The sequence below is a fragment of the Bacteroides muris (ex Fokt et al. 2023) genome (genome assembly GCF_024704895.1).
Lineage (GTDB): Bacteria > Bacteroidota > Bacteroidia > Bacteroidales > Bacteroidaceae > Bacteroides > Bacteroides muris.
In genome coordinates this window covers 1-24182 of record NZ_JAMZEE010000045.1, presented here as the reverse complement: position 1 = coordinate 24182, position 24182 = coordinate 1, and the positions used below count along the sequence as shown (strand labels likewise).

22 protein-coding genes, 1 tRNA gene and 2 pseudogenes are annotated in these 24182 nt (G+C 43.6%); 4 read left to right on the top strand and 21 right to left on the bottom strand.

What is annotated here, in order from left to right:
- Genes M1B78_RS15235 through M1B78_RS15225 form a run of 3 tightly spaced genes read right to left on the bottom strand, consistent with a single transcriptional unit; the run spans position 1 to position 2986 of the window.
- On the bottom strand, positions 1-1188 hold the full coding sequence (locus M1B78_RS15235; RefSeq protein ID WP_257941128.1) for a restriction endonuclease subunit S: 1188 nt from the start codon (positions 1186-1188) through the stop codon (positions 1-3).
- Complete coding sequence (locus tag M1B78_RS15230) at positions 1185-2741, bottom strand: type I restriction-modification system subunit M (RefSeq protein WP_257941127.1); 1557 nt, start codon at positions 2739-2741, stop codon at positions 1185-1187. Before M1B78_RS15230 ends, M1B78_RS15235 begins: the two co-directional genes overlap by 4 nt.
- Positions 2742-2779: 38 nt before the next feature.
- Positions 2780-2986, bottom strand: a complete 207-nt coding sequence (locus tag M1B78_RS15225; RefSeq protein WP_257941126.1) for a helix-turn-helix transcriptional regulator — start codon at positions 2984-2986, stop codon at positions 2780-2782.
- A 308-nt stretch (positions 2987-3294) separates the two neighbouring features.
- On the opposite strand from M1B78_RS15225, the gene M1B78_RS15220 reads away from it, so the two are divergent.
- Positions 3295-3507, top strand: a complete 213-nt coding sequence (locus M1B78_RS15220; protein WP_346015122.1) for a Fic family protein — start codon at positions 3295-3297, stop codon at positions 3505-3507.
- A 90-nt stretch (positions 3508-3597) separates the two neighbouring features.
- Here M1B78_RS15220 and M1B78_RS15215 read toward each other — a convergent pair whose 3' ends face one another.
- The 4 genes and pseudogenes from M1B78_RS15215 to M1B78_RS15200 form a co-directional block, all read right to left on the bottom strand.
- Complete coding sequence (locus tag M1B78_RS15215; protein WP_257941124.1) at positions 3598-4257, bottom strand: hypothetical protein; 660 nt, start codon at positions 4255-4257, stop codon at positions 3598-3600.
- Between the two features lie 2 nt (positions 4258-4259).
- On the bottom strand, positions 4260-5183 hold the full coding sequence (locus M1B78_RS15210) for a relaxase/mobilization nuclease domain-containing protein (protein ID WP_257941123.1): 924 nt from the start codon (positions 5181-5183) through the stop codon (positions 4260-4262).
- Positions 5180-5557: a MobC family plasmid mobilization relaxosome protein gene (locus M1B78_RS15205; RefSeq protein WP_257941122.1), complete on the bottom strand. Its 378-nt coding sequence runs from the start codon at positions 5555-5557 to the stop codon at positions 5180-5182. The genes M1B78_RS15210 and M1B78_RS15205 overlap by 4 nt, the downstream gene beginning before the upstream one ends.
- Before the next feature lie 209 nt (positions 5558-5766).
- Positions 5767-6290 (bottom strand): annotated as a pseudogene (locus M1B78_RS15200) (DUF3408 domain-containing protein).
- A gap of 413 nt (positions 6291-6703) precedes the next feature.
- On the opposite strand from M1B78_RS15200, the gene M1B78_RS15195 reads away from it, so the two are divergent.
- The 3 genes from M1B78_RS15195 (at position 6704) to M1B78_RS15185 (ending at position 7694) form a co-directional block, all read left to right on the top strand.
- Entirely contained in the window at positions 6704-7015 is a 312-nt protein-coding gene (locus tag M1B78_RS15195; protein ID WP_257941121.1) for a helix-turn-helix domain-containing protein, read from the top strand.
- A 53-nt stretch (positions 7016-7068) separates the two neighbouring features.
- The gene (locus M1B78_RS15190) at positions 7069-7380 is read left to right on the top strand and encodes a helix-turn-helix domain-containing protein (protein WP_257941120.1); all 312 of its coding nucleotides are present in this window, start codon (positions 7069-7071) and stop codon (positions 7378-7380) included.
- An 86-nt stretch (positions 7381-7466) separates the two neighbouring features.
- Positions 7467-7694: a hypothetical protein gene (locus M1B78_RS15185; protein WP_257941119.1), complete on the top strand. Its 228-nt coding sequence runs from the start codon at positions 7467-7469 to the stop codon at positions 7692-7694.
- Between the two features lie 32 nt (positions 7695-7726).
- Here the strand turns inward: M1B78_RS15185 and M1B78_RS15180 are convergent.
- From M1B78_RS15180 to M1B78_RS15115, 14 genes and pseudogenes are all read right to left on the bottom strand, one after another.
- Positions 7727-8102 (bottom strand): annotated as a pseudogene (locus M1B78_RS15180) (hypothetical protein).
- 2 nt (positions 8103-8104) lie between these two features.
- Positions 8105-9340 carry a site-specific integrase gene (locus M1B78_RS15175; protein ID WP_257941118.1) on the bottom strand — a complete coding sequence of 412 codons (1236 nt, stop codon included), beginning with the start codon at positions 9338-9340 and terminating at the stop codon, positions 8105-8107.
- A gap of 243 nt (positions 9341-9583) precedes the next feature.
- Positions 9584-9656 (bottom strand) — tRNA-Phe (locus M1B78_RS15170).
- A 143-nt stretch (positions 9657-9799) separates the two neighbouring features.
- Positions 9800-10849, bottom strand: coding sequence for a thiamine-phosphate kinase (gene thiL, locus M1B78_RS15165; RefSeq protein ID WP_136010570.1), 1050 nt, complete (start codon positions 10847-10849; stop codon positions 9800-9802).
- Between the two features lie 6 nt (positions 10850-10855).
- On the bottom strand, positions 10856-11665 hold the full coding sequence (locus tag M1B78_RS15160; RefSeq protein WP_136010571.1) for a purine-nucleoside phosphorylase: 810 nt from the start codon (positions 11663-11665) through the stop codon (positions 10856-10858).
- Complete coding sequence (gene lpxK / locus M1B78_RS15155; RefSeq protein ID WP_257941117.1) at positions 11604-12734, bottom strand: tetraacyldisaccharide 4'-kinase; 1131 nt, start codon at positions 12732-12734, stop codon at positions 11604-11606. Before lpxK ends, M1B78_RS15160 begins: the two co-directional genes overlap by 62 nt.
- Positions 12735-14504 carry a signal peptide peptidase SppA gene (sppA, locus tag M1B78_RS15150; protein ID WP_257941116.1) on the bottom strand — a complete coding sequence of 590 codons (1770 nt, stop codon included), beginning with the start codon at positions 14502-14504 and terminating at the stop codon, positions 12735-12737.
- 409 nt (positions 14505-14913) lie between these two features.
- The gene (locus tag M1B78_RS15145; RefSeq protein ID WP_172501061.1) at positions 14914-17538 is read right to left on the bottom strand and encodes a UvrD-helicase domain-containing protein; all 2625 of its coding nucleotides are present in this window, start codon (positions 17536-17538) and stop codon (positions 14914-14916) included.
- A gap of 96 nt (positions 17539-17634) precedes the next feature.
- Entirely contained in the window at positions 17635-18306 is a 672-nt protein-coding gene (locus M1B78_RS15140) for a hypothetical protein (protein WP_195483795.1), read from the bottom strand.
- 332 nt (positions 18307-18638) lie between these two features.
- On the bottom strand, positions 18639-19934 hold the full coding sequence (gene mobV / locus M1B78_RS15135; protein ID WP_257941115.1) for a MobV family relaxase: 1296 nt from the start codon (positions 19932-19934) through the stop codon (positions 18639-18641).
- A gap of 128 nt (positions 19935-20062) precedes the next feature.
- Positions 20063-20353, bottom strand: a complete 291-nt coding sequence (locus M1B78_RS15130) for a hypothetical protein (RefSeq protein ID WP_195483797.1) — start codon at positions 20351-20353, stop codon at positions 20063-20065.
- Between the two features lie 213 nt (positions 20354-20566).
- Positions 20567-21754: a primase-helicase family protein gene (locus tag M1B78_RS15125; RefSeq protein WP_257941114.1), complete on the bottom strand. Its 1188-nt coding sequence runs from the start codon at positions 21752-21754 to the stop codon at positions 20567-20569.
- A 247-nt stretch (positions 21755-22001) separates the two neighbouring features.
- Entirely contained in the window at positions 22002-22367 is a 366-nt protein-coding gene (locus M1B78_RS15120; protein ID WP_195483799.1) for a hypothetical protein, read from the bottom strand.
- A 10-nt stretch (positions 22368-22377) separates the two neighbouring features.
- The gene (locus M1B78_RS15115; RefSeq protein ID WP_257941113.1) at positions 22378-23586 is read right to left on the bottom strand and encodes a site-specific integrase; all 1209 of its coding nucleotides are present in this window, start codon (positions 23584-23586) and stop codon (positions 22378-22380) included.
- Between the last annotated feature and the right edge of the window lie 596 nt (positions 23587-24182).

Below are 24182 nucleotides of genomic sequence, written 5' to 3'. Positions count from 1 at the left end.
TCAAGCACTTAATTTATACTTTGGAAATGATAGTAGTTTATTTCTATAATATTCATATTGCTCTTTTACAGCTTTGATTTCCGCAGGTAATCCTTGTGAAAGGTCGCTAACAAGTTCATCAAACTTGTTTAGTAGTGTGGCAATCCTTACTTGTTCTTCATAAGAAGGTATAGGAATAATAGTATTCCCTAAACCTTTTGCTGAGATAGAACAAATCTTACCTTCTGATACATATTTAACTATCTGCTTGTGGTAATATTTTGACCGCAAATAATGAGAAACATACTGGGGATATAAATCACTTTTGAATATGAAACAAGCATCATGAACTGCGGCAGGCTCATCTCCAAGCCAAGCCATACCGATTCCGATATCGTCTTTATTTTCTCCTGCGGCAACAATCACAACATCATTTTTTTGAGCATATCTCATTCGGGGAGCAAGTTCTTTTCTGAGCATTCCCTTACTCTTTGTTGCATACAATCCGTAATATGTATACATATCACCATAATGGATACAAGGGACGCCATCGTTAACAATGTCTGTCCTTACAAATCGTTTTCCTCTTATAAATGTACCTATCTCACTCATCTTTATCCAGATTACGCTTTGTGTACCCCCCCCTATTTTATTGAAGGTCAATAACTTATTTCTGTAATATTCATATTGTTCTTGTCTCGCTTGCAGCTCCGCTTGCAGCTCCGCTGCATATTCCGCGAAGCGGTCAAGAATTTTTACTATCTCCTCTTGTACGGGTGGTGGTGGAAGAGGAACAAGAAATTTATCTATGCTAGATATATGAACATGAGGAACACCTCCACCTTTTTTCGTAGCATAAATCTTATCCTGCATATTAACTAAGCAGTAATAAAGGTATTTGGTTAAAACATCATCTGCTCCTTTAATTGAAAAGGCGTCACAAACAAAGATTGGTTCATTCCAATACTGTACATAACCAGCGCCCGCTCCACTTCCTGCGACTGTTATTGTTTCTCCATTTCGATTAGACAAATTGCAATAGAATGCAGGTGTTTTACCACCAGATATAACAGGATATATACCTTCTGTCGCATTTTTTTTAGTTAAGGATGTACCACGCTGCATTATTGATACATCTTTATCGCCCAATGGTTTGTATTCAACTCCGTTAGGACAATATTTATCTATCAGTTCCTTTAATTTACTCATAGTTCATCCTCCTCCAATTCTGCAATAATTTTATCTATTTCGCTTCTCAACTCATTCTCTCGTACCACAATCTTACGAATACGTTCGTTGAGTTCTTTTATATTGGTTTCTTGTCGAGTTTCCTTTGCTTCTACATAGCTGCTTACCGAAAGATTGTAATCATTCTCTGCAATTAGTTTGTTGTCGACAGATTTTGCAATCGCTTCTATATCCCCTTTACCGTCGAAGACGTCTAAAATCTTTTTTATATGCTCTTCATCAAGAACATTATTGTTTGTTTCCTTCCTGAAGAAATCACTACTTGTAGCATCAATAAATTGTGTCTTTGTATCCGTCTTATGCTTTGATAAGACCAAGATATTTACAGCAATAGTAGTCCCGTAGAAGAGATTTGGAGCTAATGCAATAACTGTTTCTACAAAGTTGTTGTCAACCAAGTATTTTCTAATTTTTTGCTCTGCACCTCCACGATAGAAAATGCCAGGGAAACAAACTATCGCCGCCCTACCTTTACTTGACAGATAGCTCAATGCGTGCAACACAAAAGCGAAGTCCGCTTTTGACTTAGGTGCCAACACTCCAGCAGGGGCAAAACGGTCATCGTTGATTAGTGTAGGATCATCCGAACCAACCCAATTTACCGAATACGGCGGATTAGATACGATGGCATCAAATGGTTTATCATCGCCAAACTTCGGATCCATCAAGGTATTACCCAAAGCGATATTAAACTTGTCGTAGTTTATGTTATGCAGAAACATATTCATACGGGCAAGATTGTATGTGGTATGGTTAATCTCTTGACCAAAGAAACCCTCTTCGATAATATGTTCGTCAAATTGTTTCTTCGCCTGTAACAACAACGAACCTGACCCAGCCGCAGGGTCATAAATTTTGTTGATTGTACTCTGATTATGTATAGCTAAACGAGCTATAAGATTTGACACACACTGAGGCGTGAAAAATTCACCACCAGACTTACCTGCATTTGCTGCATAGTTGTGAATTAGAAACTCGTAAGCGTCTCCAAACAAATCAATATGATTTTCTTCAAAGTTGCCAAAGTTTAGATCCTCAACACCTTTTATAACAGCAGCCAATCGGCTATTCTTGTCTTCAACGGTATTACCCAATCGCGTACTGGTCGTATCAAAATCCGCAAACAATCCCTTTATGTCACCTTCTGAATCATAGCCGACAGCAGAACCTTCGATGGCTGTAAATATGGCTTTAAGATCCGTATTCAGATTTGGATTCTTATTTGCGTTTTTGGCTATATTTACAAACAATTGACTTGGATATATGAAATATCCTTTAGTCTTAATGGCATCGTCTTTAATTTCAGGAGTGATTATACTATCTGGCAGATTTGCATAATCAATACTCTCGTCTCCTCCTTCAATGTAATTCGTAAAATTTTCACTAATGAAACGGTAAAACAATGTACCTAAGACAAACTGCTTGAAGTCCCATCCATCGACAGCTCCACGCACTTCGTTAGCTATTTTCCATATTTGAGCTTGTAATTGTGCTCTTTGTGTATTGCTTGTCATTATTGTTATGCAATTTTATATATTCCCAATAGCAAATGTTATTTACTACTGTTTATCAAATCTTTCCTATCCATATTAAGAATCTCTGCAATCCTAGTTAGGACCTCTAAGCTAGGCTGTGATGTGTTTGAGCACCACCGAGATACTGTTGCTTCATTCTTTTGAAGTTGTTCGGCCAACCATTTTCCAGTTTTATTCTGTTCGGCTAACGCAACTTTTATTCGATTTATCCTATCAGTTTTCATATTTTGTATTAAATATCTACCTCAATAAATTGACTATATCTGCAAAGATAGTGATAATTCCTGAAAAATAGATATGAATTTGAGATAAATATTACTCATGCTTGTTTGGAAAATTAGTGCAGTGGGGCAAGGCGTATCATGGATGCCTGTAAAACGCAAGGCGTTGAAGCACCTACATGGTGTTCTGATGGAGGTTTTGTTACTATCACGTTCAAGCGGTCCCATAAAGCAGAGTCTGACACTCGGCAGGGAGAAGTACCGCTCAACCACCGACCAACCACCAACCAAGTTCCGTTCAAGTTCAAAAATTGATCCTTTCAATGGGTGAGGATTACATGACTATGAGTGAAATCATGTCAAATATGGGATTTAAACACCGTACATCATTCCGAGAAAACTATTTCCTTCTTGCGTTGAAGGATGGTGCCATTGAGCCATTGTATCCAGAACAGCCTAGTCATCCAAAGCAAAAATATTGCCTTACGGAATCTTCTAAAAAATGGCTAAAGAACAATGTCTAATATTGTTAGTATAATATAATTGCATCGGAATGGCTGTCCTATTCCGATGCAATTTTTAGAATCTATCTGCATAGGCTTCACTTCTGAGGATTACTTGCTACCATGTCTGCCTGCATTTGATTTGACACTTTCCTGCATGATGCTGTCGGAAACGGCTTTCAAGTACGCATCATATCCATCTGCTTGTTTCCGCACCCACTCGATGGCTTTCTCATCCCGATGTATGTCAAATACCTTGTTCAACCAAAGAACATCATTGGCATTGCATCCGCCCCAAGAGCGGATGGCACGGAACTTCAGCGCATCATCGGCATACTGCCGCTTAGACTGCCATTGCACGATATTGCCCCACAGGGAGAACGTACATACCATACTCAGCCCCACAACAAAGGAAAAGACCTTGCTTGATTTGATGTCGAAACTATGCCTATGGATATGCTCCTGCGGTTGCAGCTCTTGTTGCTCCCCTTGTTCTTCCTGCAATCTCTTGATAGCATCAAGTTGTTGCAAGGTCTGGGAGGAGATCTGTGCGTAAGCCTTCCATTGTTTCTCCAATAAGCCCTTAATCTCTTCGGATTGGACTTTTGCCGTTTCCGTTACCGTCTCCTTAATCGGGGATAAATCCGACTTGTCGTTTCCAATTTGTTGTTGGCTTGCCACATTGGGCAACTTGTCCATTTTACCTTTGATGCCATTCAAGGCTGTTTTGATTTCCTCAAAGAGGATAAAAATATTGTTGTTATCTGCCATGATTACCTGTTGATTTTACGTTGTTTCTTCTTTTTCTTGTTTCTCAGATACGGGTCGTAAGGCTGTTGTTCTTCCGGTACAATGCTCGGTGTGAACAAGCCTAAAGAACCGCTGATAAGGTCGCCACTGCTGTTTGAAGCCGGGCTTATTTCTGCTTGCATAAGTTGTGGACGTGCTTGTTCCTGCCGTTCCTCGTAGCTGTTACGCCTTAATGCGGCGTTTATCTTGGAATAGCTGAACTGCCTGTCCACTTTGGAACCGTTGAAACGGTAACCGTTCATCGAGAACACGATGCCTTGTATATCGTCCGTCTGCCCTTTGTACTTGAACTGCACTTTCACGCCCTGCCGTTTCACCCGTTCAAGCAGGGTGTTCCAATCCCTGCACCTGCCGACCTCCGCTTTGAGAATATTGTATAGTTCATACCTCGTCTTGTCCGGTTCACGCAACTGGTCAATCTTCACCTGCTCCTTGCCATTGGCGAAGTGCAGCCCGTATTTCTTGGTTAGTTCCTTACAGATGCGCTCGCTACGAAAACGGTCGTTCCGGTCGGAAATGGTCTTGCCGTTATTGTCAATACGGTTGAACGCGATATGCACATGCGGATGCTCCTTGTCGAAGTGCCGTCCGATGATGTACTGCGTATCCTTGATGCCCATCCGCTCCATGTACTCACGGGTTATCTGTGCCATGACCGTATTGTTCAGTCGTGGCGCATCTTCCTTGGAGAAACTCAATGCAATATGCCCGACAGCCTTTGTCACCCTCGGATTCATCTGTGCCTGACCTATAAATCCTTGTGCTATCGTGTCGTTATTTTCCAGAAATAAGCCGTCTGCATCTATGATTTGAGTGCCTTTCTCATCATTCAAGATATAGTAAACCACAGCCTTGAAGTCCGAACCTTTCATAATCTTCGCAATCATAAGCGTATCCGGTTTACGAGGTAGTCTATCTCTATCATCAATGTGCGGCAGGATACAAACACAGAGACATACCCCTCCGCATTTGCCTTTCTTGCCAACTGGTTCAGGTTGTTCGCCATTCCGCATAGCTTGCGGATAAGATCGCCATGTTCTTTCGAGAGCCGTTCCTTTACTCCGCCCTCCGTGATGCAGCCTCGGACAAATTCACTGGCAGAAACTCCTGCCGACTTCGCCTTTGATTTCAACAGGTAATAGTCCTCCGTTGCCATCTTCACCGTGATACGGTACTTCAGTTTCTCGGCAATACCCTTGATGGGACGACCACCTTTGTTGGTACGTTCCCGTCCGTTGTTCTTTCTCTTTTCGCTGTTCATAATATTCTAAAATCTAATCTATTCAGTATCTACAATAATTATATGAAGTATAGACCAACGGGATGTGCTTTTCCTGCGAGGTTTGGAGCGGGGCAAGTGGATTTCGGGCTGACCGAAACATAAACTTGCTCCCTCCGAACTCCGTAAAAGTGATTTATGGCAACTCTGAAAGAAGCCCCGAAAATATTCCGTTGGTCTTGTCTTAATTCCTACAATTTACGCCATTGGTCAATATCGTTCCCATAATGGCAAGATGCTGACGGGCGAGGTTCTCGACCAGCCCCGACACGCTCATGTCCCTGCCTCCGAGACGGCGGACAATATCATCCAACCTGTCACGCACTTCGCGGCTGACGAACACGGGCTTGCGGTCGGCAATCTTGGGTACTTGCAGGTAGGTGTTACGATACTCCTCCAAAGACAGTCTGCGCTGCTTGCTGCTGACACGTCTGACGATAGTACGTTCTATTGTGGCATCGTCTTCAACCGAAGCCATCTCCGCATTTTCATTGGCTACATTTTCACATACATCCTGCTCGTCTGCTTGGGTTACTTCAAATGCCATTGCCTGTACTTCGGATGTGTCCGGCTCACTCAACGAAGGAAAAAGTGAAGCCTCTTCCGTAGTCGCTTCCTGTTCCGGCTCACGTCTGTTCATGGAAGGCAGATAGTCTTCCAACTTGAAGTTCTTGAACGCTTCGTCATTCTCGTAGTTTTTGATTTTCTTGCTCATTGTTGTTTCTTGTTAAAATGAATACTTGTTGGTCTGTATGCGCATACTTTACCGTTTATCGGAAGCAAAGTAACTGCCTATATTGTAACTAGTCAAGTATTTGGGTTCTGTTAGGCAATTTTGTGTGGCTTTGCTTTACGGTAATAGGAACAGCGGTGCAGACTTCACCGATTTGCCGGGTATAAATGAACGAAAGGGCTAAGGCTCAAACACAGGCAATTTTGAATTAAGGTCTTATTTTGAATATGGCATCCTTTCTCAATCTCGAAATTAAGGCGACAGTGATAGGCATATTCCGGACAACCTCTGCCATACCGGTGCCACAAGCTGCCACTTCAGAAAAATCCATTGTCGGATAACGGATTATATATTTCTTTGCGGCAAAAGAAAAATAACATCAAAAGAAAAAGTATATGGAAATCGTATCTATCGAAAGAAAGACCTTTGAGGCGATGGTTACCAAGTTCGACCGTTTTGTTTGCCGCATGGATGCCATCTGCCGTCGGCATGGAGAAAAGACAATGAGCGAGTGGATGGACAATCAGGACGTGTGCCGGATGCTCAACATCAGTCCGCGAACATTGCAGACCCTATGGGACAACGGAACGCTTGCTTATTCGCAAATCAACCACAAGACCTACTACCGTTCCGAAGATGTGAAGCGTATCGTCTCCATCGTGGAAGACAGGCGGAAAGAAGCGAGATTCAAGGGAAGGACGATATGAACTTGACGCAATGAACAAAGTAGAATAACAATACCCACTAAATCCAGAGTAATATGAACGAACTGATTAACAAAGACAACGAGTGGATAATCCACTTCATGGGCAGTCTTAACCGTCTGCTTGACAGCTTCGAGCGCCTGACCGCCAACTATCGCCCGACACTGGGCGGCGAGCGTTTCTTCACCGACAAGGAGGTGTCGGCACGGCTGAAAGTGAGCCGCCGGACGCTTCAGGACTACCGTAACGAGGGACGGATTGCTTATATCCAGTTGGGCGGCAAAATCCTTTACCGTGAATCGGACATCGAAAGGATGCTCGCAGACAGCTACCGCTCCGCATACCGTCACCGTCTGACTGGCACATGATTTTCTTGAAGGAGCGCAGTTTGCCGTCTGCCCTGTGATTGCGTCAGCAATGGACTCTCGGCAAAAGAAAGAGGAACGGCTTACGGATGAAGCATCAATATTCCGCTTCGTCTGTAAGCCGTTCCCTTCTTTTTGTTTCTTCTGATTTCCCGTCAGTCGCTTGTTTCCGTTGCCGGATGCCATTCTTGTGTGTGGCCGGCAGGGGCAAGGTTTTCAGGCTGAATACGCTCCATAGGAGGAAGATTCTGTCTGAAACGGCTCTGCCGCCTGACCTTGCCGCTGCCGTTAGAGCCACATACTACCTTTGCATCTGAGCATCGGAAACAGGTGGTTGACGGAATGAGCCTCAACTATACCATCGGTTATTTCCCCTGCCACAAGAAACAAACAATATTATCGGAGTTCCTTTCTTTATACTACCGATTTCATTTATCACAAACCGTCTGAACAAGATACTCTCTTTACTGCGTATCCTGAATGCAACGGCTATAATCACTTCAATGTTATAAACATCATAACTAATGCCATCCGGTTGCTTGATATACTTCATCGTATCATATTCGCTCAACTCCTTATTCTTAATATATAGCGTGAATCGCCTTACGGATGTCGCAAGAGAATACTCCGAACAAGTCGGCTATCTCGAATTGCGTCATCCATACGGGTACATCCGGAATTGTAATTATACCTGTTTCACTGATTGTTATTATTACCTTGCTCATACCTATTGCATTACTTTTGACATCACGGACTTGACATTATTCATATCTCGCAGAATGGAGGAATCAAGTACACGGGCATAGTGCTGTGTCATTTTGATATTGGAATGACCGAGCATCTTCGCTACGTTCTCAATACTCACACCATTGGCAAGGCAGACAGAGGTCGCATACGAGTGTCTTGCGACATGTGTGGTCAAAGTCTTGTTTATCAGACACAGGTCTGCTATTTCTTTCAGGTAACTGTTCATCTTCTGATTGCAGGGGACTGGGAGCAACACATTTTTCTTTTGGCAGATCGGATGGCTTTTGTATTTCTTCAAAATCTGCATCGGAATGTCAAGCAAGGGAATGTTACACATGTTCTTCGTCTTTTGACGAGGCTTGCGAATCCATAGGTTGCCATTGGAATCCTCCACGATATGTTCCGGTGCCAGTTGTTGCACATCTATGAAGGCTAGCCCAGTGAACGCCGCAAAGATGAAAACATCACGGACAATAGTGATACGTTCCAATGGAAACTCCTTATGATAGATAGTGAGCAGCTCATCCATTGTCAGGAACTCGCGTATTACCTCTTTCTCATGAAACTTGATACCGATGAAAGGATCTTTGGATGTCCATTCATTGGCAAGTGCTAGGTTGGTTATCTTCTTCAAGCACTTCATGTAACGGATAACCGTATTCTGCTGACAAGACTTTTCCGTCTTGAGGTAGAACTCAAAAGCACGTACCAATTCACCGTTGACCTCTGACAACGGTAAATCCTCCTTGTCATATTTCTGTCTGATAAGTTCCGCCAGATAACGCTTGCAACTTTCATAACGGCGGACAGTTATCAAGGCATAATCTTTTCCTACAAGTTCACGACATTGGTCGTTATGCTCCTGCATGGTTCCGATGAGAGTTCGGACTTCTTTCACTTCTTCGTTAATCCCGAAAAACTTCTCTTGCAAGATTCGGGACGTGACAGGGTAGTTCCGCTCCTCCAGTTCATCGAACAGTTTGCGCAACTTGATTCTGGCCTGTTCGATGAAGAGGTTGAGTTCACAAGCCTTGCGGCTCTTGCCCTTAGCGCATTCCTTCGCCTGATTCCACAAGGCTGGTTCAATGCTCTTGCGGATATTGTTTTCCACTCGCGCACCGTTCACGGTGATACGCATACATACGGAGGCTTCCCCGTTTTTCAGCAGTTTGGCTTTCTTGATGAAGAAAAGCACATTGAATGAGTCTCTTTTCATGTTCCTACAGTTTTTCGTTGTACAAAAGTAGGAAACCATGCACGCTTTCTTGATACGCAAAATGTTGCAAATCAGAGAGAAGTAATCTTATTCGGTGGAGATTTGCGCTCCACCTCTTTTGCTCCACCTTTTGGAACACCAGCAACTGTAATATTCTGCCGTTTTTTGCGTTCCGCCGGAAAACAAAAAATCCCGATTTCGTTTGGAAATCAGGATTTTACTGTCTTTTGCTTTTCTTCAAAGTGGTGCCACCAGGAATCGAACCGGGGACACAAGGATTTTCAGTCCTTTGCTCTACCAACTGAGCTATGGCACCATGTTTATCTCTTTTGCGGTTGCAAAGATAGTGAAACTTTTGTACTATACAATAGCTTTCATAATAAAAAACGCTGATAATTGGCTATGTGGCTAATTATCAGTGTTTATGATTTGAGAAAAAATATTGAAAAAGTTTTATAGCTATGCTTTTTCCGCTTCTTCTTCCTTCAAAGGATTCCATCCTTGTGCTTTGAGTTCAAACTCTTGGCCGTCACGGGTAATTAGTGCACAGCCTAATTCTGGTTTGGTGATATGGCCAATCAGCTTGACGCCTTCCATTTCGGCAACCTTTTCATGGTCGGCAATGGGGACGGTGAACAATAACTCATAATCCTCGCCTCCGTTCAGTGCACAAGTGCTCAGGTTCATATTGAATTCTTCTGCCATTACAGCTGTCTGATAGTCGATAGGAATATGTTCTTCGTAAACGCGGCAACCCACTTTGCTTTGGGTACAGATATGCAGTAATTCCGAAGAAAGACCGTCCGATATATCCATCATGGAGGTGGGTTGTATACCCTCTTCTGCCAGTTTCTGGATGATGTCACGGCGTGCTTCGGGTTTTAACTGACGTTCCAGAAGATACTCTTTCCCCGAAAAGTCCGGTTGCAAATCTTTGTCACCTCCTTTGAGAACCGCTTTTTCACGTTCTAAAAGTTGTAATCCCATGTAGGCGGCACCTAGGTTACCGCTGACACAAATCAGGTCAGTCACGCGGGCACCATTACGGTAGACTACTTTTCCTTTCTCCCCCTCGCCTATGCAGGTGATGCTGATGGTAAGCCCGGTATAGGAAGCGGAGGTGTCTCCTCCCACGATGTCAACATCATATTCTTCGCAAGCCAGACGGATACCGGTATAGAGTTCCTCCATGTCTTCTATACTGAAACGTTTGGATATACCCAAGGAAACGGTAATTTGCTTCGGCGTGCCGTTCATGGCATAGATATCGGAAAAATTGACTACAGCCGATTTGTATCCCAAATGCTTGAGAGGTACATACACAAGGTCGAAGTGTACACCTTCCATCAGTAAGTCAGTAGTAACGAGTACTTCCTTTTCGGCCGAGTAGGAGAGGACGGCGGCATCATCTCCGACACCGTATCGGCTCGACTCGTTCTTTAGTTTTATGCTTTCGGTGAGGTGGTGGATGAGGCCGAACTCGCCGAGGGTGGCTATTTCTGTTCTCATGCTTTCTTATGCTCTATTAATTAGTTCCCGCATAATCTCTGTCATTCTCGGTTGTGCTTCGTCGGCAGCTTTCTGCACTTCTTCGTGAGAAACTTCTACGATTTTACCTTCCACACCCAGGTCTGTAATGACAGATACACCAAATACTTTGATTCCGCAATGATTTGCCACAATAACTTCTGGTACGGTGGACATGCCCACTGCATCAGCACCCAAAATGTGGAACAGCTTATATTCTGCAGGCGTTTCGAATGTAGGACCTTGCGTACCGATGTAGACACCGTGCTGAACCTTGATGTCCTTTTCTGCTGCAATAGCATCAGCCTTGCGAATCAGTTCTTTGTCGTATGCTTCGCTCATATCCGGGAAGCGGGGACCGTAGGGTATGTTTTTGCCACGCAACGGATGTTCGGGGAAGTAGTTTATATGGTCGGTGATAATCATCAAGTCGCCAATTTCAAAATCCGGGTTGGTACCGCCGCTGGCATTGGATACGAACAGAGTTTTGATGCCTAGTTCATGCATTACGCGTACGGGGAAGGTTACTTCCTTCATGGAATAGCCTTCATAGAAATGAAAACGTCCCTGCATCGCCATGATGTCCTTGTTGCCCAATTTGCCGAAGATGAGTTTTCCGCTGTGCCCCTCTACAGTAGAGACGGGGAAGTTGGGGATTTCTTCGTACTTTATTTCATACTTTTCGGTGATTTCGTTGGCAAGGCTGCCGAGTCCGGTACCGAGGATGATTGCTGTCTCAGGCTGGGTATGCATCTTTCCTTTCAGAAAGGCTGCTGTTTCTTGAATGCGCTCTAACATAGCCAATAATGTTTTGGTTAAATATATATTGTTGATTCTGTAAAATTTCTATTTCTATCGGCAGCACGTAGATGTGCGGCTTCAGTATTTCATCCAGTGTAGAATGAATCTTTAGCTTTGCCGCATCTTTTTCTGTGATGATTATCAGTCTTTTACATTCTTCCAGATGCAAGAATTGCTCCTTTATCTGCGATAAATCCTTGGGGGTAAAGTCATGATGGTCATCAAATGCTAGTAAATTGACGTGTGAGGTGTAAGATTCTATTTCTTTCTGCAAGGGAGCGGGGGAGGCGATGCCTGTCACCAGCAGCACCTGCTCGTTTCCGGTGAAGCAGGAGAGAATTTTCCGGCTGTTCGTTTTCTCAGGAAATAGTGGCATCAACATCCCATAGCGGAATCTGGAGAAGTACAGTTGCTGGTATGGATAAAGATGAAGCCGCTTGGCGATGATGTTGAAGTCTATTGGCTTGATGTCATCCGGACATTTGGTGACGATGACTATCTGCGCCCGGTTTTTACTGCTTGAAGGTTCGCGGAGTCTTCCGGCAGGGAGCAAGGCATCGTCGCATAGTAATCGGTGAAAATCAGTCAGTAGAATGTTCAGTCCGGCTTTTACATGGCGATGTTGGAAGGCATCGTCTAGGATAATGGCTTCTACGGTGGGGTTTTCCAGTCTCAGCAGTTGTTCAATACCGTGGCAACGGTTTTCGTCTACTGCTACCCATGCATTAGGGAATTTATTTTTAATTTGATATGGCTCGTCACCTATTTGCTGTACATTGCTCTTGTCATCGGCCAGTACATAGCCTCGGCTTTTACGCTTGTACCCCCGACTGAGGGTGGCTACATTCACTCCGTTTTTTTGTAATAGCTTTATCAGATATTCGGTATGTGGCGTCTTACCAGTTCCACCCACAGCAAGGTTGCCCACACATATTACTGGAACGTCAAAACTCTTTGACCGGAGCCAGCCCCAGTCAAAGAGTTTATTTCGCAAGCATACCCCTATCCCATAAAGCCATGATAGGGGATATAGCCAGTGATATATCTTAATAAAGTTTTCCTCCATTTATTGAATATTCAGTTCAAAGGGTACACGTGCTTGTATACGGTTATATTTGTCAAAATTCTCTAGGACGCTAATTTGCTGGTATATCGCACCCATTGTGCCTTTCAGCATGCGTACTTTGACGTAGTTACCTGGATTGGTGTTCATTAGGCTTTCAAAGAAACTTTTCTTTTTCGGATAACTCATCACAGTATAGGCATCTACTCCAGCCTTTGCAATGGCAATGTCTAAAGCTTTGTCTAAACCACCCAATTCGTCGACCAGTCCTAGTTCCTTGGCTTTGCTTCCGGTCCACACACGGCCCTGGGCAATTTTATTCAAGTTTTCTTTGCTGATGCTTCGGCCATCGGAGCAGCGGGTGAGGAAGAGGTCATATCCGTTGTTTACATACATTTGCATCAGCCCCTTTTCACTGTCATTCATCGGGCGTGTCAGCATGCCGAAGTCTGCGTATTTATTGGTTTTCACTACATCAAAGTTTATCCCGATTTTCTCAGTCAGCCCCTTTGCGTTGGGGAACATGCCGAAGATACCGATAGAACCCGTCAGTGTGGTAGGTTCAGCCACGATGGCGTCTGCATTGCAGGAAATGTAGTAACCTCCTGAAGCTGCATAGTCACCCATGGAAACAATGACCGGTTTCTCTTTCTTTAGTTCGTTGACTGCATACCATATCTGTTCTGAACCATAGGCGCTTCCGCCCGGTGAGTTTATGCGTAATACTACAGCTTTTATATCTTCATCATCTTTCAGCTTGCGCAGGTCTTTTATCACCTTTTTAGAGTTGATGCCTTCTTCGCTGGAGGCAGAAGATGAACCGCTATCAATTTCTCCATAGGCATAGTATACGGCAATCACATTTCCACTTTTGTCTTTGGGAACATTCTTCTTTACGTTAATCATGTCCTGTAAACCAAGTACGGGCATGCGGTCGTCTTTGTCGATGCCTACCATCGCTTTCAGGTAGTTGTGCACATCATTCTTATATATTAATGTATCGACCAGTCCGCATTGCACACTTTCTTCCGCGGGATAGAACATCAACATGCGGTCGGCAATGGCGTTCAGTGAGTCTACAGATATTTTGCGTGATTCTGCAACATCATTGGTCACTTCTCCCCAGATAGAGGTCAGGTAAGCATCGATTTGTTCACGGTTGGCAGGGCTCATTTCGGTAGAGATGAAAGGCTCTACAGCCGATTTGTAGGTACCTACTTTGAATATCTGCATTTCTACTCCGATTTTGGCCAGCAAATCCTTGAAGAACATGGGGGCAGCGGCCAAGCCCTTCCACTCGACCATACCTTGCGGGTTCAGCAACACCTTGTCGGCTACACTTGACAGATAATAAAGACCTTGGGAATAGCTGTCACCATAAGCCACGATGAATTTTCCCGATTCCTTGAAATCCTTCAATGCATTGCGTATTTCTTCGCGTGAAGCAAATCCTGTACCTAGCGAAGTCGCTTCTATATAGATACCTTTAATGTCGTCATTCTCTTTTGCTTTTTTGATAGAGGAGAGTACATCATCCAGACCATAAGTCTTATAATTGTCTCCCATAAGGGCATCGAACGGATTGTCTTGGCTGCGTTCAGCCAGTGCACCATTCAAATCCAGCATCATAATGGAGTTTTTGCGTACTTGCGTTTCCGACTCCGAAGATGATACCATACTGAAAACCACCAGAATACTGATGAAAACTAAAACAACGACTGATACGATGATGCCGGTAATGGTGGCAAACGTAAATTTCAGAAAATCTTTCATTGCACTTTATTGTTTTTAGTATGCTAACTTTTAAAAGCTAACAAAGATAAATAATTAGGTTGATATTTACCCTATCTGTCGCTGAGTTTTTCTGTTTGTCACAGTATTGTGGCAGATTTCATTCTCTTTTCTTTTATCTTTGAAGTATGTCATTTCGTTCTTTATGGATAGTTAGTTTGTAAAATGCCAGAATATAATTGCTGTCTTCTTACTTTCTAAGTCTGTTTTTCCCTAAAATACAGCTATAAGACAGGAATAATTTAGAAATAAGCAACTTGCGCACTTTCTGCCACAAGTGAGGTAATGACTTGGCAACGGTCATAAATTCTGCGATGTGTAGTACATTGCTGTCAAACAACTCTATGCAAAGGTAACATATATTTTCGACAAACGAAATGCAATCAGTATTTTATTGCCGTTTTCCTTCCAATTTTCCTAATCGCATTACTATCGAGGTTTGACTTCTGCCCATTTTCTCGGCTATGTATTTTATACTTTTCCCTTCATGATAAAGGGTAAGCAGAAAATTATCCGCACTGCGTGTCCACTTTTTGTTGGCGTTTGGATGCTTGGCATAACTTTCTTCCGTGACTTTTTCCGGATGCAAGAACTCGTCCACGAAAACAGAAGGGAAGCGTCTGTCATACAGTACATAGGTCTTGACTTTTGCTCTGGTAATGGCTACATAAAACAGCCTACGTTCTTCTCCGTATGGATATTGGTCGCTTTTTGTCAAGACATAATTAAGAACAGGGTCATCGCTTACAAGTGAGGGAAACCCGTATGTGTCCTTGTTACATTGAAGAACTATCACATAGTCTGCTTCAAGTCCTTTGGATTTATGAACGGTCAGAAACTCTATTTTCCTATCTCCGATGATATAGAAAAAACGATTACCCTCTTTCACGGATTTATACATGAACGACAGGTAATAATCATCAAAGGAATATCTCCCTAACAAAAATACTGATTTGTCCAATGGAATTGACGCAACCAATTGTCCGATGACATTGCAATATTCACGCCTTTCATAATCACAGAATTGTAATTCTGTTTTAACTTGTGGATTAAAAGGATGGATGTTCTTTTTAATTTGGGCTTCGTTGCGTTGGATGAATTGCGAGGACAGGCTGACCAAAGGCTCTCCAAACCGATATGTAGTTTCAATCTTGTTGATTTCCGTCTGACCAAAGTAATATGAAAATTGATTGAAAAGTGCCATGTCGCTCCCTGAAAAACGATAGATGGACTGCCAGTCATCGCCCACACAATACAACTTAGCAGGCGGATTTCCCTCTCGCAATACTTTTAAGAAGTTGTAACGGTCAACGGATATGTCTTGAAACTCGTCCACAATGATATAATCATACTTCACAGAATGGGAGGAACGACAAATGTCGGTAGCTTGCAGGATTGCATCCGTAAAATCTATTTGGTTGATATTCGTCAATTCTTCAATATACCGTTTATAAACGGGTTGAAAGATGTTTTTGATAATGAATGTACTGCGTTCGTCCCCTGCGTTTTTAGTTTGCCTTAATACTTCATCTACAGATTTGCAGCTTGACTTTATCAATGTCACAAAAGTCACGACAAGGCGGATAAAAGCCTTCTCCTGCTTGCTATTCGGGGGAAGAATCATATCGTATAATTCAGCATCTGTTTTCTCTTGGATAGGAACATCAGTCTTTTCCAATAAGTTTTTTAATTTCTCCCGAATATCGGAATAATGAAAATCTGCACTTGAAGTTGTTAATAGCTCTGTACCAAATTTCTCATGTGCCGCTTTTTTCCATGTTATGCCATCGTTATACTTTTGGTTTGCTTCTTCATAGGTAATGCCTCTGTCTTTGGCAAACCATATAGGAACAAGTCCATGTTCGTCCACTCCAAAATGCTCTAAATATACTCGCCTTGTTTTTCCACTTTGTTCAAAATATATGGAAAAATCCGGTTTGTATTGAGAGTGCATCTCGTCTGCCAATGGATGTTCGTATGGTTCTTCATATCTGAATTTTACGCTAAGGGAAGATAGCGCAAAGCATATTTTCTGCTCTTGCTCACTTCGTACATAAACAGTTTTTCCGTCCATATCAGGAAACGATGCTTTCAAACGTACATCCTTCTGTTCTGAAAGTTGTTGCCTACGTTCATTCTTCCGCTTTTCCCACTCCTTTTCGGGCGTTTGATAATCAATAAAGTATTCTATTACGCTTTCCTTGAATTTCTTATCATTCAATAATTCATGGTAGATTTTCACGAAGAGCGCGTCCGTCTTTTCATATATTGATGGCTTTTGACCTGTTGTTTGTCCGATAATGTCAAGGGCAAGTTTGTGAAAAGTGTACCCTCTCAAACCTGTAATACCCATTCTTTCTGTCAATTCGGCGGCAGCCTTGTTTGTGTAGCTGATAAGGAGGATATTTTGAGGATTGACTTTCTTTATTTCAGTCAAATACTTTACCTTTCCTACGATGGATGAAGTCTTTCCACTTCCCGCACTACTAACTACCAAACAATTTTCTTCTTCTGAAACGATTGAGCGTCTTTGTTGCTTGTCTAATGGATATTTCAGGCAATGGTCGAAAAACTCTTTATGCGTGTCAAGCAGAAATGTAATTACCTCTTCATTATGTTGCTTTACGAGTTTATTGATAGCTCCAAAATCATTGATAAATTTGGATATGGTTTCAGATGGAGTGATATTAAAGGATTTAAGTTTCTTAACAAGTGAATACGATTTTTGAAAATGTGGCTTATAATGATTGGCAAAATCTTTTTCTTGCGTTGCAGATATTACCCTCCCTGAAAAAACGTTATTAAGGTCGGTCGGAATATCAATAAATGCCTCGTTGTTTAAAACCAACAATCTTTCTTTTGCTTGCTCGTAATTGGATTTATTGCCATAAGAAGATATGTGGTTTAACTTTTCTGAAAGTTCCTTGGACTTGTTTTTTAGGCGTGTCCTTGTTATAACTATATAACAAATTGAAATAGCTATAATACAAATTACCCCAATAAACAATGCTTGCATACTAAAAAAAGATTTGTCGTTGATAAAGGTTACATTGTATAAAAGGTTAACGTGCCATTAAGGCACGCTAACTTTCTAAGCTATTAAAAGACTGGATTACAGTAAAAAACTATCCTCCCTAAAATAGTCTATTATATCTTCATCAGAAGTTGCCTCATCTACAGCTTTCAAAATTTTTGCAAAGTTCTCAAACTTATCAACTTCATAACCGCCACAAGTTGTAAACTCTTTGTCGCAAAAGAAAATCATTTCTCCCGGAATGGTTATTGAACCTGTGCCATTAAGACTCCTAAATCTATGACTTACTGCCCAACCTGTAAATTCACCTTTGTGATATTTTACAACATTTTCTTTTAGAGAAACAAGTTGTTCTGAAAGTTTCTTGGTATATTTATCCAAATCAGATTTGGCTTCTTCTTTCTCTTTTTTTGCCCGCGCATATTCTCCACGAGAGTATTGAGAAGAATATCCATTAGGAGCAAAAATATCCATAGAAGATTCCGCAGATTCGATGTTTCTTTTACATCTGTTTATTTTAGACATCAAATCTTTGATGTCATCACTAATTTTCATAATAGGTTCAATAGTAGTTACATCAATGAACATACTATCAACTTTTGTTGATATTGGTTCATAAGAATCTGGGTGATATAGATAGCCTTTAAGCGTCTCTTTAACCAACTTCTCAGCTTTTTCCTCGTTAGAGAGTGTGCAAGAAGTCATAACTAATGCAACTGCACAAAATAATAAGATAATAACATTCTTCATAATGTTCACTATTTAAATGATAATTATTGACGCTTGTCCGAAACACGAAGCGTGGAACTGTATGCCACACTCTTTACTTGAAGGTCGTAGGAAACCTTGGATACAGATGTAACAATAGCAGCCCACGCTATAGCGTGAGAACCACTATGCTATCCTTGTATCCAATTTGAAAATTTCCTACGTTTTCAAGTACAAGATAAGCATAACGCTTCTTCTTTTTTCTATGTTTTGGAAAGGGTTGCCCCAATCCAATTGCAAAAGTAGCTAAAATTCTTGATAAGTCCCTTTCATTGAATGATTATCTTTACTTCTTGGGCGAAATTTATACATATTCAGATTTTCATCCCGTTACCTTGCTTTGGGGTAGTAAGCCCCAAACCGTTTCTCCATTCATGCGCTTTCTGCCGGAACCATTGTACAAGCGGAATGTTGTTCACACATATATGGAAACGCCCTGTCCTGCTTTTGTCTTCTTCAAACGAGAAAGCCGCCCCCTCTGCATGGAATTTACGGTTGAACTCAGGTGAATAGAAATCACCTTTCAAGTTCACTTTCTTCAACTTGCATAGTTCTTGGATAATCTGTTCGGAGAAGTGTAGCGTATTACGGCAGAAGTCAATCAAGGGCAGCAGTTTCTCTACATGAGGGAAGTATCGTTTTACCTTGTCCATATACTCGCTGAACTTGCTGTATTGGGCTTGGTGTTCACGTTCCATCTGCTTAATATGTTGCTCCAACCTTGCATTTTGGTTTTCAAGTTCCGCTATGCGCTGCTGAAATCCTTCCCTTTCCGCTTTCAACTTTCCACCGCCCAAAAAAGAACCGACCTTTGCCACGAGTGCGGCTTTCGCCTCGGTCTTGGCGGCTTCCAGTTTCTCCGACCTAATTTCTTTCTTCACCTCGTCAAGTTTCTGTTCCGCTTGTTGCCTTTCCGTCTGCAACTGCTGCACATTGACTTCAAGTTCTCCCGTCTGCCGCTTCAAGTCTCGGTAGTATTGGGCAGTGGTGGTATGTCGTGCCTCCGAACCACGGATGCCACGCTGCAAGCCGTATTTCGCCATTGCTTCCGCATAACTGTCGTGATAGGCTGTCAGCTTCTCTCGTGTCAGCACGTCATCGGCGCACAGACGAATGGCATCCGTTTTCTTACGGTAGGTGCGCTTGCCCTCCACCTGTTGCTTCTTTTTCGCTTTCCTGCGTTCGCCTGTTACAATCGGTACGACCGTAGCGTGGATGTGCGGCGTATACTCGTCCATGTGCAAGACTGCAGAAACGGTATTCTCCCGTCCGAACGTGCGGTGCAGCCATTGTAGGTTGTCGGCACACCATTCGTTCAGCCTGCCCTCGTCCTGCACTTTCATCATGTCCTCATGTGTTCCCGAAAGCACGATGCGGATTGCCCTCACTTGGTCGGGCGTTATCTTCCTCTTGATGCCTGCCGTGCGGATGCGGTGGTTGATTGCCTCGGTGCGGTTCGTCACGCCATCGGGGAAGTCCACCAGCTCACGGTTGAGGCAGGTGCGTGTAGGGTTGGCGTTCTTGGGGAGGGTCTTGCGTTCGATGTGGTCAGACGCGCCCGTGTCCGCCGAGCCTTTCACCTTGTTGAATTGGATGCTTATGTATCCCATGTTCGTCTTTTGTTTTTATAGGTTATACAAACTTGTTTGTTCATGCCCGTCCGCTGCGGTCGTGCCGCATGAAAACGGGGGTGTCCAGAGGGGTGTAATCCCGTTGGCTCATTGGGGCGTTTTTAGCATTAGCGCAGCGGTGCGTGAAGAAAACGCCCTAATGAGCTATGGCTTTTTCGTTTCAGAAAATCCGCTGCGCTGTCGGTGGTTGTCGGATGCTTTTCCCCTTTCGCCAACTTGGGGTGTACCTCATGTCGCCATGTTGATATGTCGTCATTGTTTTGTGTCGTCATGTTGTCGTGTCTGCTTGTCGGCATGATGGCATGTCGGCATACGTAATACCTGCTTGGGGTATCCAGCCGTTTTCCCACGGACTTGTTGATGGGTGTAAAAGCGTTGAAGTGTTGAATATGACACATAACACATTGTTATATTGCTTGATACGCGCTCAACTTGTCCTCAACAAACGCATGATGCCCAACAAACGGCAACGAAAAGAAGAAGTGATGGTATAACCGAATGCTGCTGCGTTCCCTCTTCATCGTCCGTTGGGTGTTGTTGGTATTCTGTTGAGCCTGTATTTTGCTATATATCAACATTATATTATATCTATTCAACAATTCAACAGAATATCAGAGGCTCTCCAGCAGTCCTTTGGTCACGGTGTAATACCTGCCCACATCTTTACGGGTATGATAGCGTCCGTTACCGCCATACACGTAGGTGGTATAGGTAAGCCCGTTGGGTGCCGGTGATAATTTCCAGCACTCCTGCAACACTTTACGCACCTGCGGCTTCTCCGCCTTGACCTGCGAACACGACAGCAGGGGGATGATGTCGTTCAGGCAGAATGACACCGTTTCCACCTCCATCTTCGCCATGATGTCGAGCAGCAAGTCCGCCATTTCTATTTCGAGGCGGTTGCGGTTACTACGGATTATCTTACGCAGGGCTTCTGTCTCAATTAGCTTCGGGGCAAACCACATACGGCTTTCTTTTTTCGTTGACAACTCCCGATGGATAAGGAAGTACAGAAAAGCGGGGATTTCATCCTTCAGCTTTTGCAGGAAATCGGTGTCATCACACTGCAACCGTCCTATCTTGCGTACCCAATAGCGTGTCTCGCCTGCGTCAATGATGACGGGCAAATGCTCGTTGTTGGAACACAACACGAACTTGGCGAAGAAACCGATTTCGTTACGGTCTTTGCCTTTGGCTTCCACCTTATAGGACAATGTAGTACTGAGGTTCTTCAACCGTTCACTGTCCTCCCTGCGGTTGAGCAGTACTTCGTCCACCATGATGAGCAATTTCCCTGCCCAATCGGAATTGAACTGGCTGCGGAAGTCCTCGTTGGTGTTGAACGTCACGTTATCTTTAAAGATGGCTTTCAGGAAGTTCAAGAACGTGCTTTTGCCCGTGTTCCGTTCTTCGGACACCAACAGCAGGATAGGCAGCTTTTGAACAGGTTGCAGGTAAAGCAGTTGCAGGTAGTCCATGCCCAACTCGTATTGCTCTCCGAAGATATGCTCCACTAACGAGCGGATGTAGGGGAAGCAGCCCTCCTGCGGTCGGTATCCTATCGGCTCGTAGAGGTTGAGGAACTTTCCGACAACGGGCTTGTAGCCCACATGGTCGGGGACGGTACAGAACCCGTCATACTTCGGCACGGTCGCCATGCGGTCTTTGCCGTAGTCCTGCCGCAAGGTCTCGGAGTTCCATGCGATGCGCTTCTTTACACAGCCTCCGTCAATCAGTGGCTGGTCAACAATCTTGTAGAGGGTTGTCCCTACGCGGATGAATTCGTTTTGTTCTGCCATAGGCTTTGCTTGGTTTTATGTCGCCGACAACAGTGTCTGCAACGGGTTAAACAATCGGATGCAAAACTACGGCACAATGCTTAAAACATTGATACGCAAAACGAAGCGGAACGGTGCAATCATAACAGACAGACGAGAAAATGCAGAAAATCGCATAAGGGAAAGGAGCAGGAAAGAATAAAGAAAGCCCGAAGAAGAGTGGCATTGTCGCTTCTTCGGGCGGTTGTCGTATGTACGTACCCACGCTCTAACACTCGCACATCGGTCTGTTTACTGACACCCACAAGACTTGTTTCTCTTTTCGCCCGTAGAACCTTTCCAATAGGGCATCGCGTACCCTTGCCGCACATTCGGTATTGATGCGGAATGCGAGTGCCACGACCATAGACAGGGCATACACGTCCATGCCGTAGCCATCGGGCAAACAGATATACCGTTCTGCCTCATGTTGTTTCAGCACTCCACTTTTATATACGGCTCGGATGGCTGTACGGAGTGTCGGGGCGATTGTACCAAACAATGAGGACAACTCTGCTTCCGCCATCCATACATTTGTAGTAGTGGGTATAGTCACTCTACCGTACTCATTCATCGTAATAATGTCCCGTTCCATAATCAAGCGATTATATCGTGAAACGTCCGATTATTTTGTTCTCAAAGGCTGAAATGTCGCTGTTTAGTTTCGTGTTCGTTACCTTGGCATAAATCTGCGTGGTCTTGATGTCCGTATGTCCGAGTATCTTGCTCACGCTTTCTATCGGCATACCGTAGTTCAATGCCATGACAGCGAAGCTGTGGCGACTGAGGTGAAAGGAAACCGGCTTCTCGATGCCGCACTTCCTCGCTATGTTCTTTATGCGTTTGTTCACCATGTCAAGTGAGCCTATGTTGAACAGTCTCTTGTCTTTTCGGAACGGTTCATAATGCTTGATTATCTGCATCGGAATGTCCATCAGCTTGACTTGGAACGGAACACCTGTCTTTTGCCGTTTCGACACAATCCACAGCGCACCGTTCATTTCCACGACATTATCAGTCGTGAGGTTCTTGATGTCTATGAACGATATGCCCGTCCAGCACCCGAACAGGAACAAGTCCCTTGCCAGTGCAAAGTTTGGATTCTCCAGTTTGATAGTACCCAATGCCTGAAGTTCCTCCTCCGTAAGGAAGCCGCGCTCCTTGTGGTCGGGGTCAACGTGGTACATTGCAAACGGGTTTCTCGGTATCTTTCCGTTGTAGTGAGCCGTGGTGACGATATGTTTCAATGGTATGGAGTATATCCACACGGAAGATTGTGCAAGCCCTGCCTCGTTGCGCAGATACAGGCAATAGTCGCGGATGAAATCCTCCGTAAGTTCGTTCATCGTTATGTCGGCACGTTTATATTGCTTTCTGATAAACTCGGCTACATACTTGCGGACAGTCAGGTATTTCAGATATGTGCGCTTGGAGCGGTCTTTACCCACACGTTTGGCAAAAGCCGCGTTTTCCTTGTCAAAGGCACGTAACAAGGTTTCATATTCTGTGCCTATGCCCTGATAAGCATTACGTACCATTTCAGCGGTCACACAGGCTTCACGGTCTGAAAGACGTTGGTAGTGCTTTGCTATCTGTGCCTTAATGTTCTCCAACGCGAAGTTTACCGCCTGTGCCTCCTTGCTCTTGCCTTTGGCGCGGTTGCCTTTTGCGTCCCAAAGTGCCTTCGGGATGGTCTGTTTACAACTGAACTGTGCGATTGTCCCGTTGATGGTCACACGTCCCATGATGGGGACAACTCCGTTTTTCTCCTTGCTTGCGTTCACGTAGAACACGGTCTTGAATGTACTCCTCATAATCCTTACTTTTTGTTTGGTGCAAAATTAGTTTATGGGAGTTGTAAGGGCAGAATGTAAACCTACGCAGAACGCAGAAATATAGACCGTTAACATTAAGAGTGCATCCGATGTCGGGTAATGATTTGGAAGTGCATCTGTTTCCATATTCTTCCCAAAGCCTGTCTCCCGCATCTGTGCCACTTTGTGCCAATCTATGCCGAAACCTCCTGACTGTCAATTGAAATGCTCAATTCTGCTCAAATCTTCATTTTATCCTATTCTTTTTCCCAAAAAAACTAATCTTTCCACGGCAATGTTCTTTTCTTACCACAGCTGTGGTAAGAAAGAAACGCGGGTGTGGTAAGAAAGAAACATATCTGTGGTGAGAAAAGTTGTTCAGTAGTTCTCGTTTAGTATCCGGGCTTTCCGGATGTAGCCTTTCGCAGGTTTATTGTCAGTTTTCTTTGGGCTCCTCAAGCGTGGTGCCGGCCGTTCTGTGGTCTATGTCAAGGGGTGAACTTAGTATATTCCGATGCGCGCTCGCATATATATAATGTGTTTCTTATTTTCTGTATTCTTTTTCCTTCAAGGATTATGTTTTAAAACATATCTGG

Coding starts and splice junctions, on each gene's coding strand:
- M1B78_RS15235 (WP_257941128.1), bottom strand. CDS start 1,188: ATGAGTAAATTAAAGGAACTGATAGATAAATATTGTCCTAACGGAGTT.
- M1B78_RS15230 (WP_257941127.1), bottom strand. CDS start 2,741: ATGACAAGCAATACACAAAGAGCACAATTACAAGCTCAAATATGGAAA.
- M1B78_RS15225 (WP_257941126.1), bottom strand. CDS start 2,986: ATGAAAACTGATAGGATAAATCGAATAAAAGTTGCGTTAGCCGAACAG.
- M1B78_RS15215 (WP_257941124.1), bottom strand. CDS start 4,257: ATGGCAGATAACAACAATATTTTTATCCTCTTTGAGGAAATCAAAACA.
- M1B78_RS15210 (WP_257941123.1), bottom strand. CDS start 5,183: ATGATTGCGAAGATTATGAAAGGTTCGGACTTCAAGGCTGTGGTTTAC.
- M1B78_RS15205 (WP_257941122.1), bottom strand. CDS start 5,557: ATGAACAGCGAAAAGAGAAAGAACAACGGACGGGAACGTACCAACAAA.
- M1B78_RS15195 (WP_257941121.1), top strand. CDS start 6,704: ATGGAAATCGTATCTATCGAAAGAAAGACCTTTGAGGCGATGGTTACC.
- M1B78_RS15190 (WP_257941120.1), top strand. CDS start 7,069: ATGAACGAACTGATTAACAAAGACAACGAGTGGATAATCCACTTCATG.
- M1B78_RS15185 (WP_257941119.1), top strand. CDS start 7,467: ATGAAGCATCAATATTCCGCTTCGTCTGTAAGCCGTTCCCTTCTTTTT.
- M1B78_RS15175 (WP_257941118.1), bottom strand. CDS start 9,340: ATGAAAAGAGACTCATTCAATGTGCTTTTCTTCATCAAGAAAGCCAAA.
- thiL (WP_136010570.1), bottom strand. CDS start 10,849: ATGAGAACAGAAATAGCCACCCTCGGCGAGTTCGGCCTCATCCACCAC.
- M1B78_RS15160 (WP_136010571.1), bottom strand. CDS start 11,665: ATGTTAGAGCGCATTCAAGAAACAGCAGCCTTTCTGAAAGGAAAGATG.
- lpxK (WP_257941117.1), bottom strand. CDS start 12,734: ATGGAGGAAAACTTTATTAAGATATATCACTGGCTATATCCCCTATCA.
- sppA (WP_257941116.1), bottom strand. CDS start 14,504: ATGAAAGATTTTCTGAAATTTACGTTTGCCACCATTACCGGCATCATC.
- M1B78_RS15145 (WP_172501061.1), bottom strand. CDS start 17,538: ATGCAAGCATTGTTTATTGGGGTAATTTGTATTATAGCTATTTCAATT.
- M1B78_RS15140 (WP_195483795.1), bottom strand. CDS start 18,306: ATGAAGAATGTTATTATCTTATTATTTTGTGCAGTTGCATTAGTTATG.
- mobV (WP_257941115.1), bottom strand. CDS start 19,934: ATGGGATACATAAGCATCCAATTCAACAAGGTGAAAGGCTCGGCGGAC.
- M1B78_RS15130 (WP_195483797.1), bottom strand. CDS start 20,353: ATGTGTCATATTCAACACTTCAACGCTTTTACACCCATCAACAAGTCC.
- M1B78_RS15125 (WP_257941114.1), bottom strand. CDS start 21,754: ATGGCAGAACAAAACGAATTCATCCGCGTAGGGACAACCCTCTACAAG.
- M1B78_RS15120 (WP_195483799.1), bottom strand. CDS start 22,367: ATGGAACGGGACATTATTACGATGAATGAGTACGGTAGAGTGACTATA.
- M1B78_RS15115 (WP_257941113.1), bottom strand. CDS start 23,586: ATGAGGAGTACATTCAAGACCGTGTTCTACGTGAACGCAAGCAAGGAG.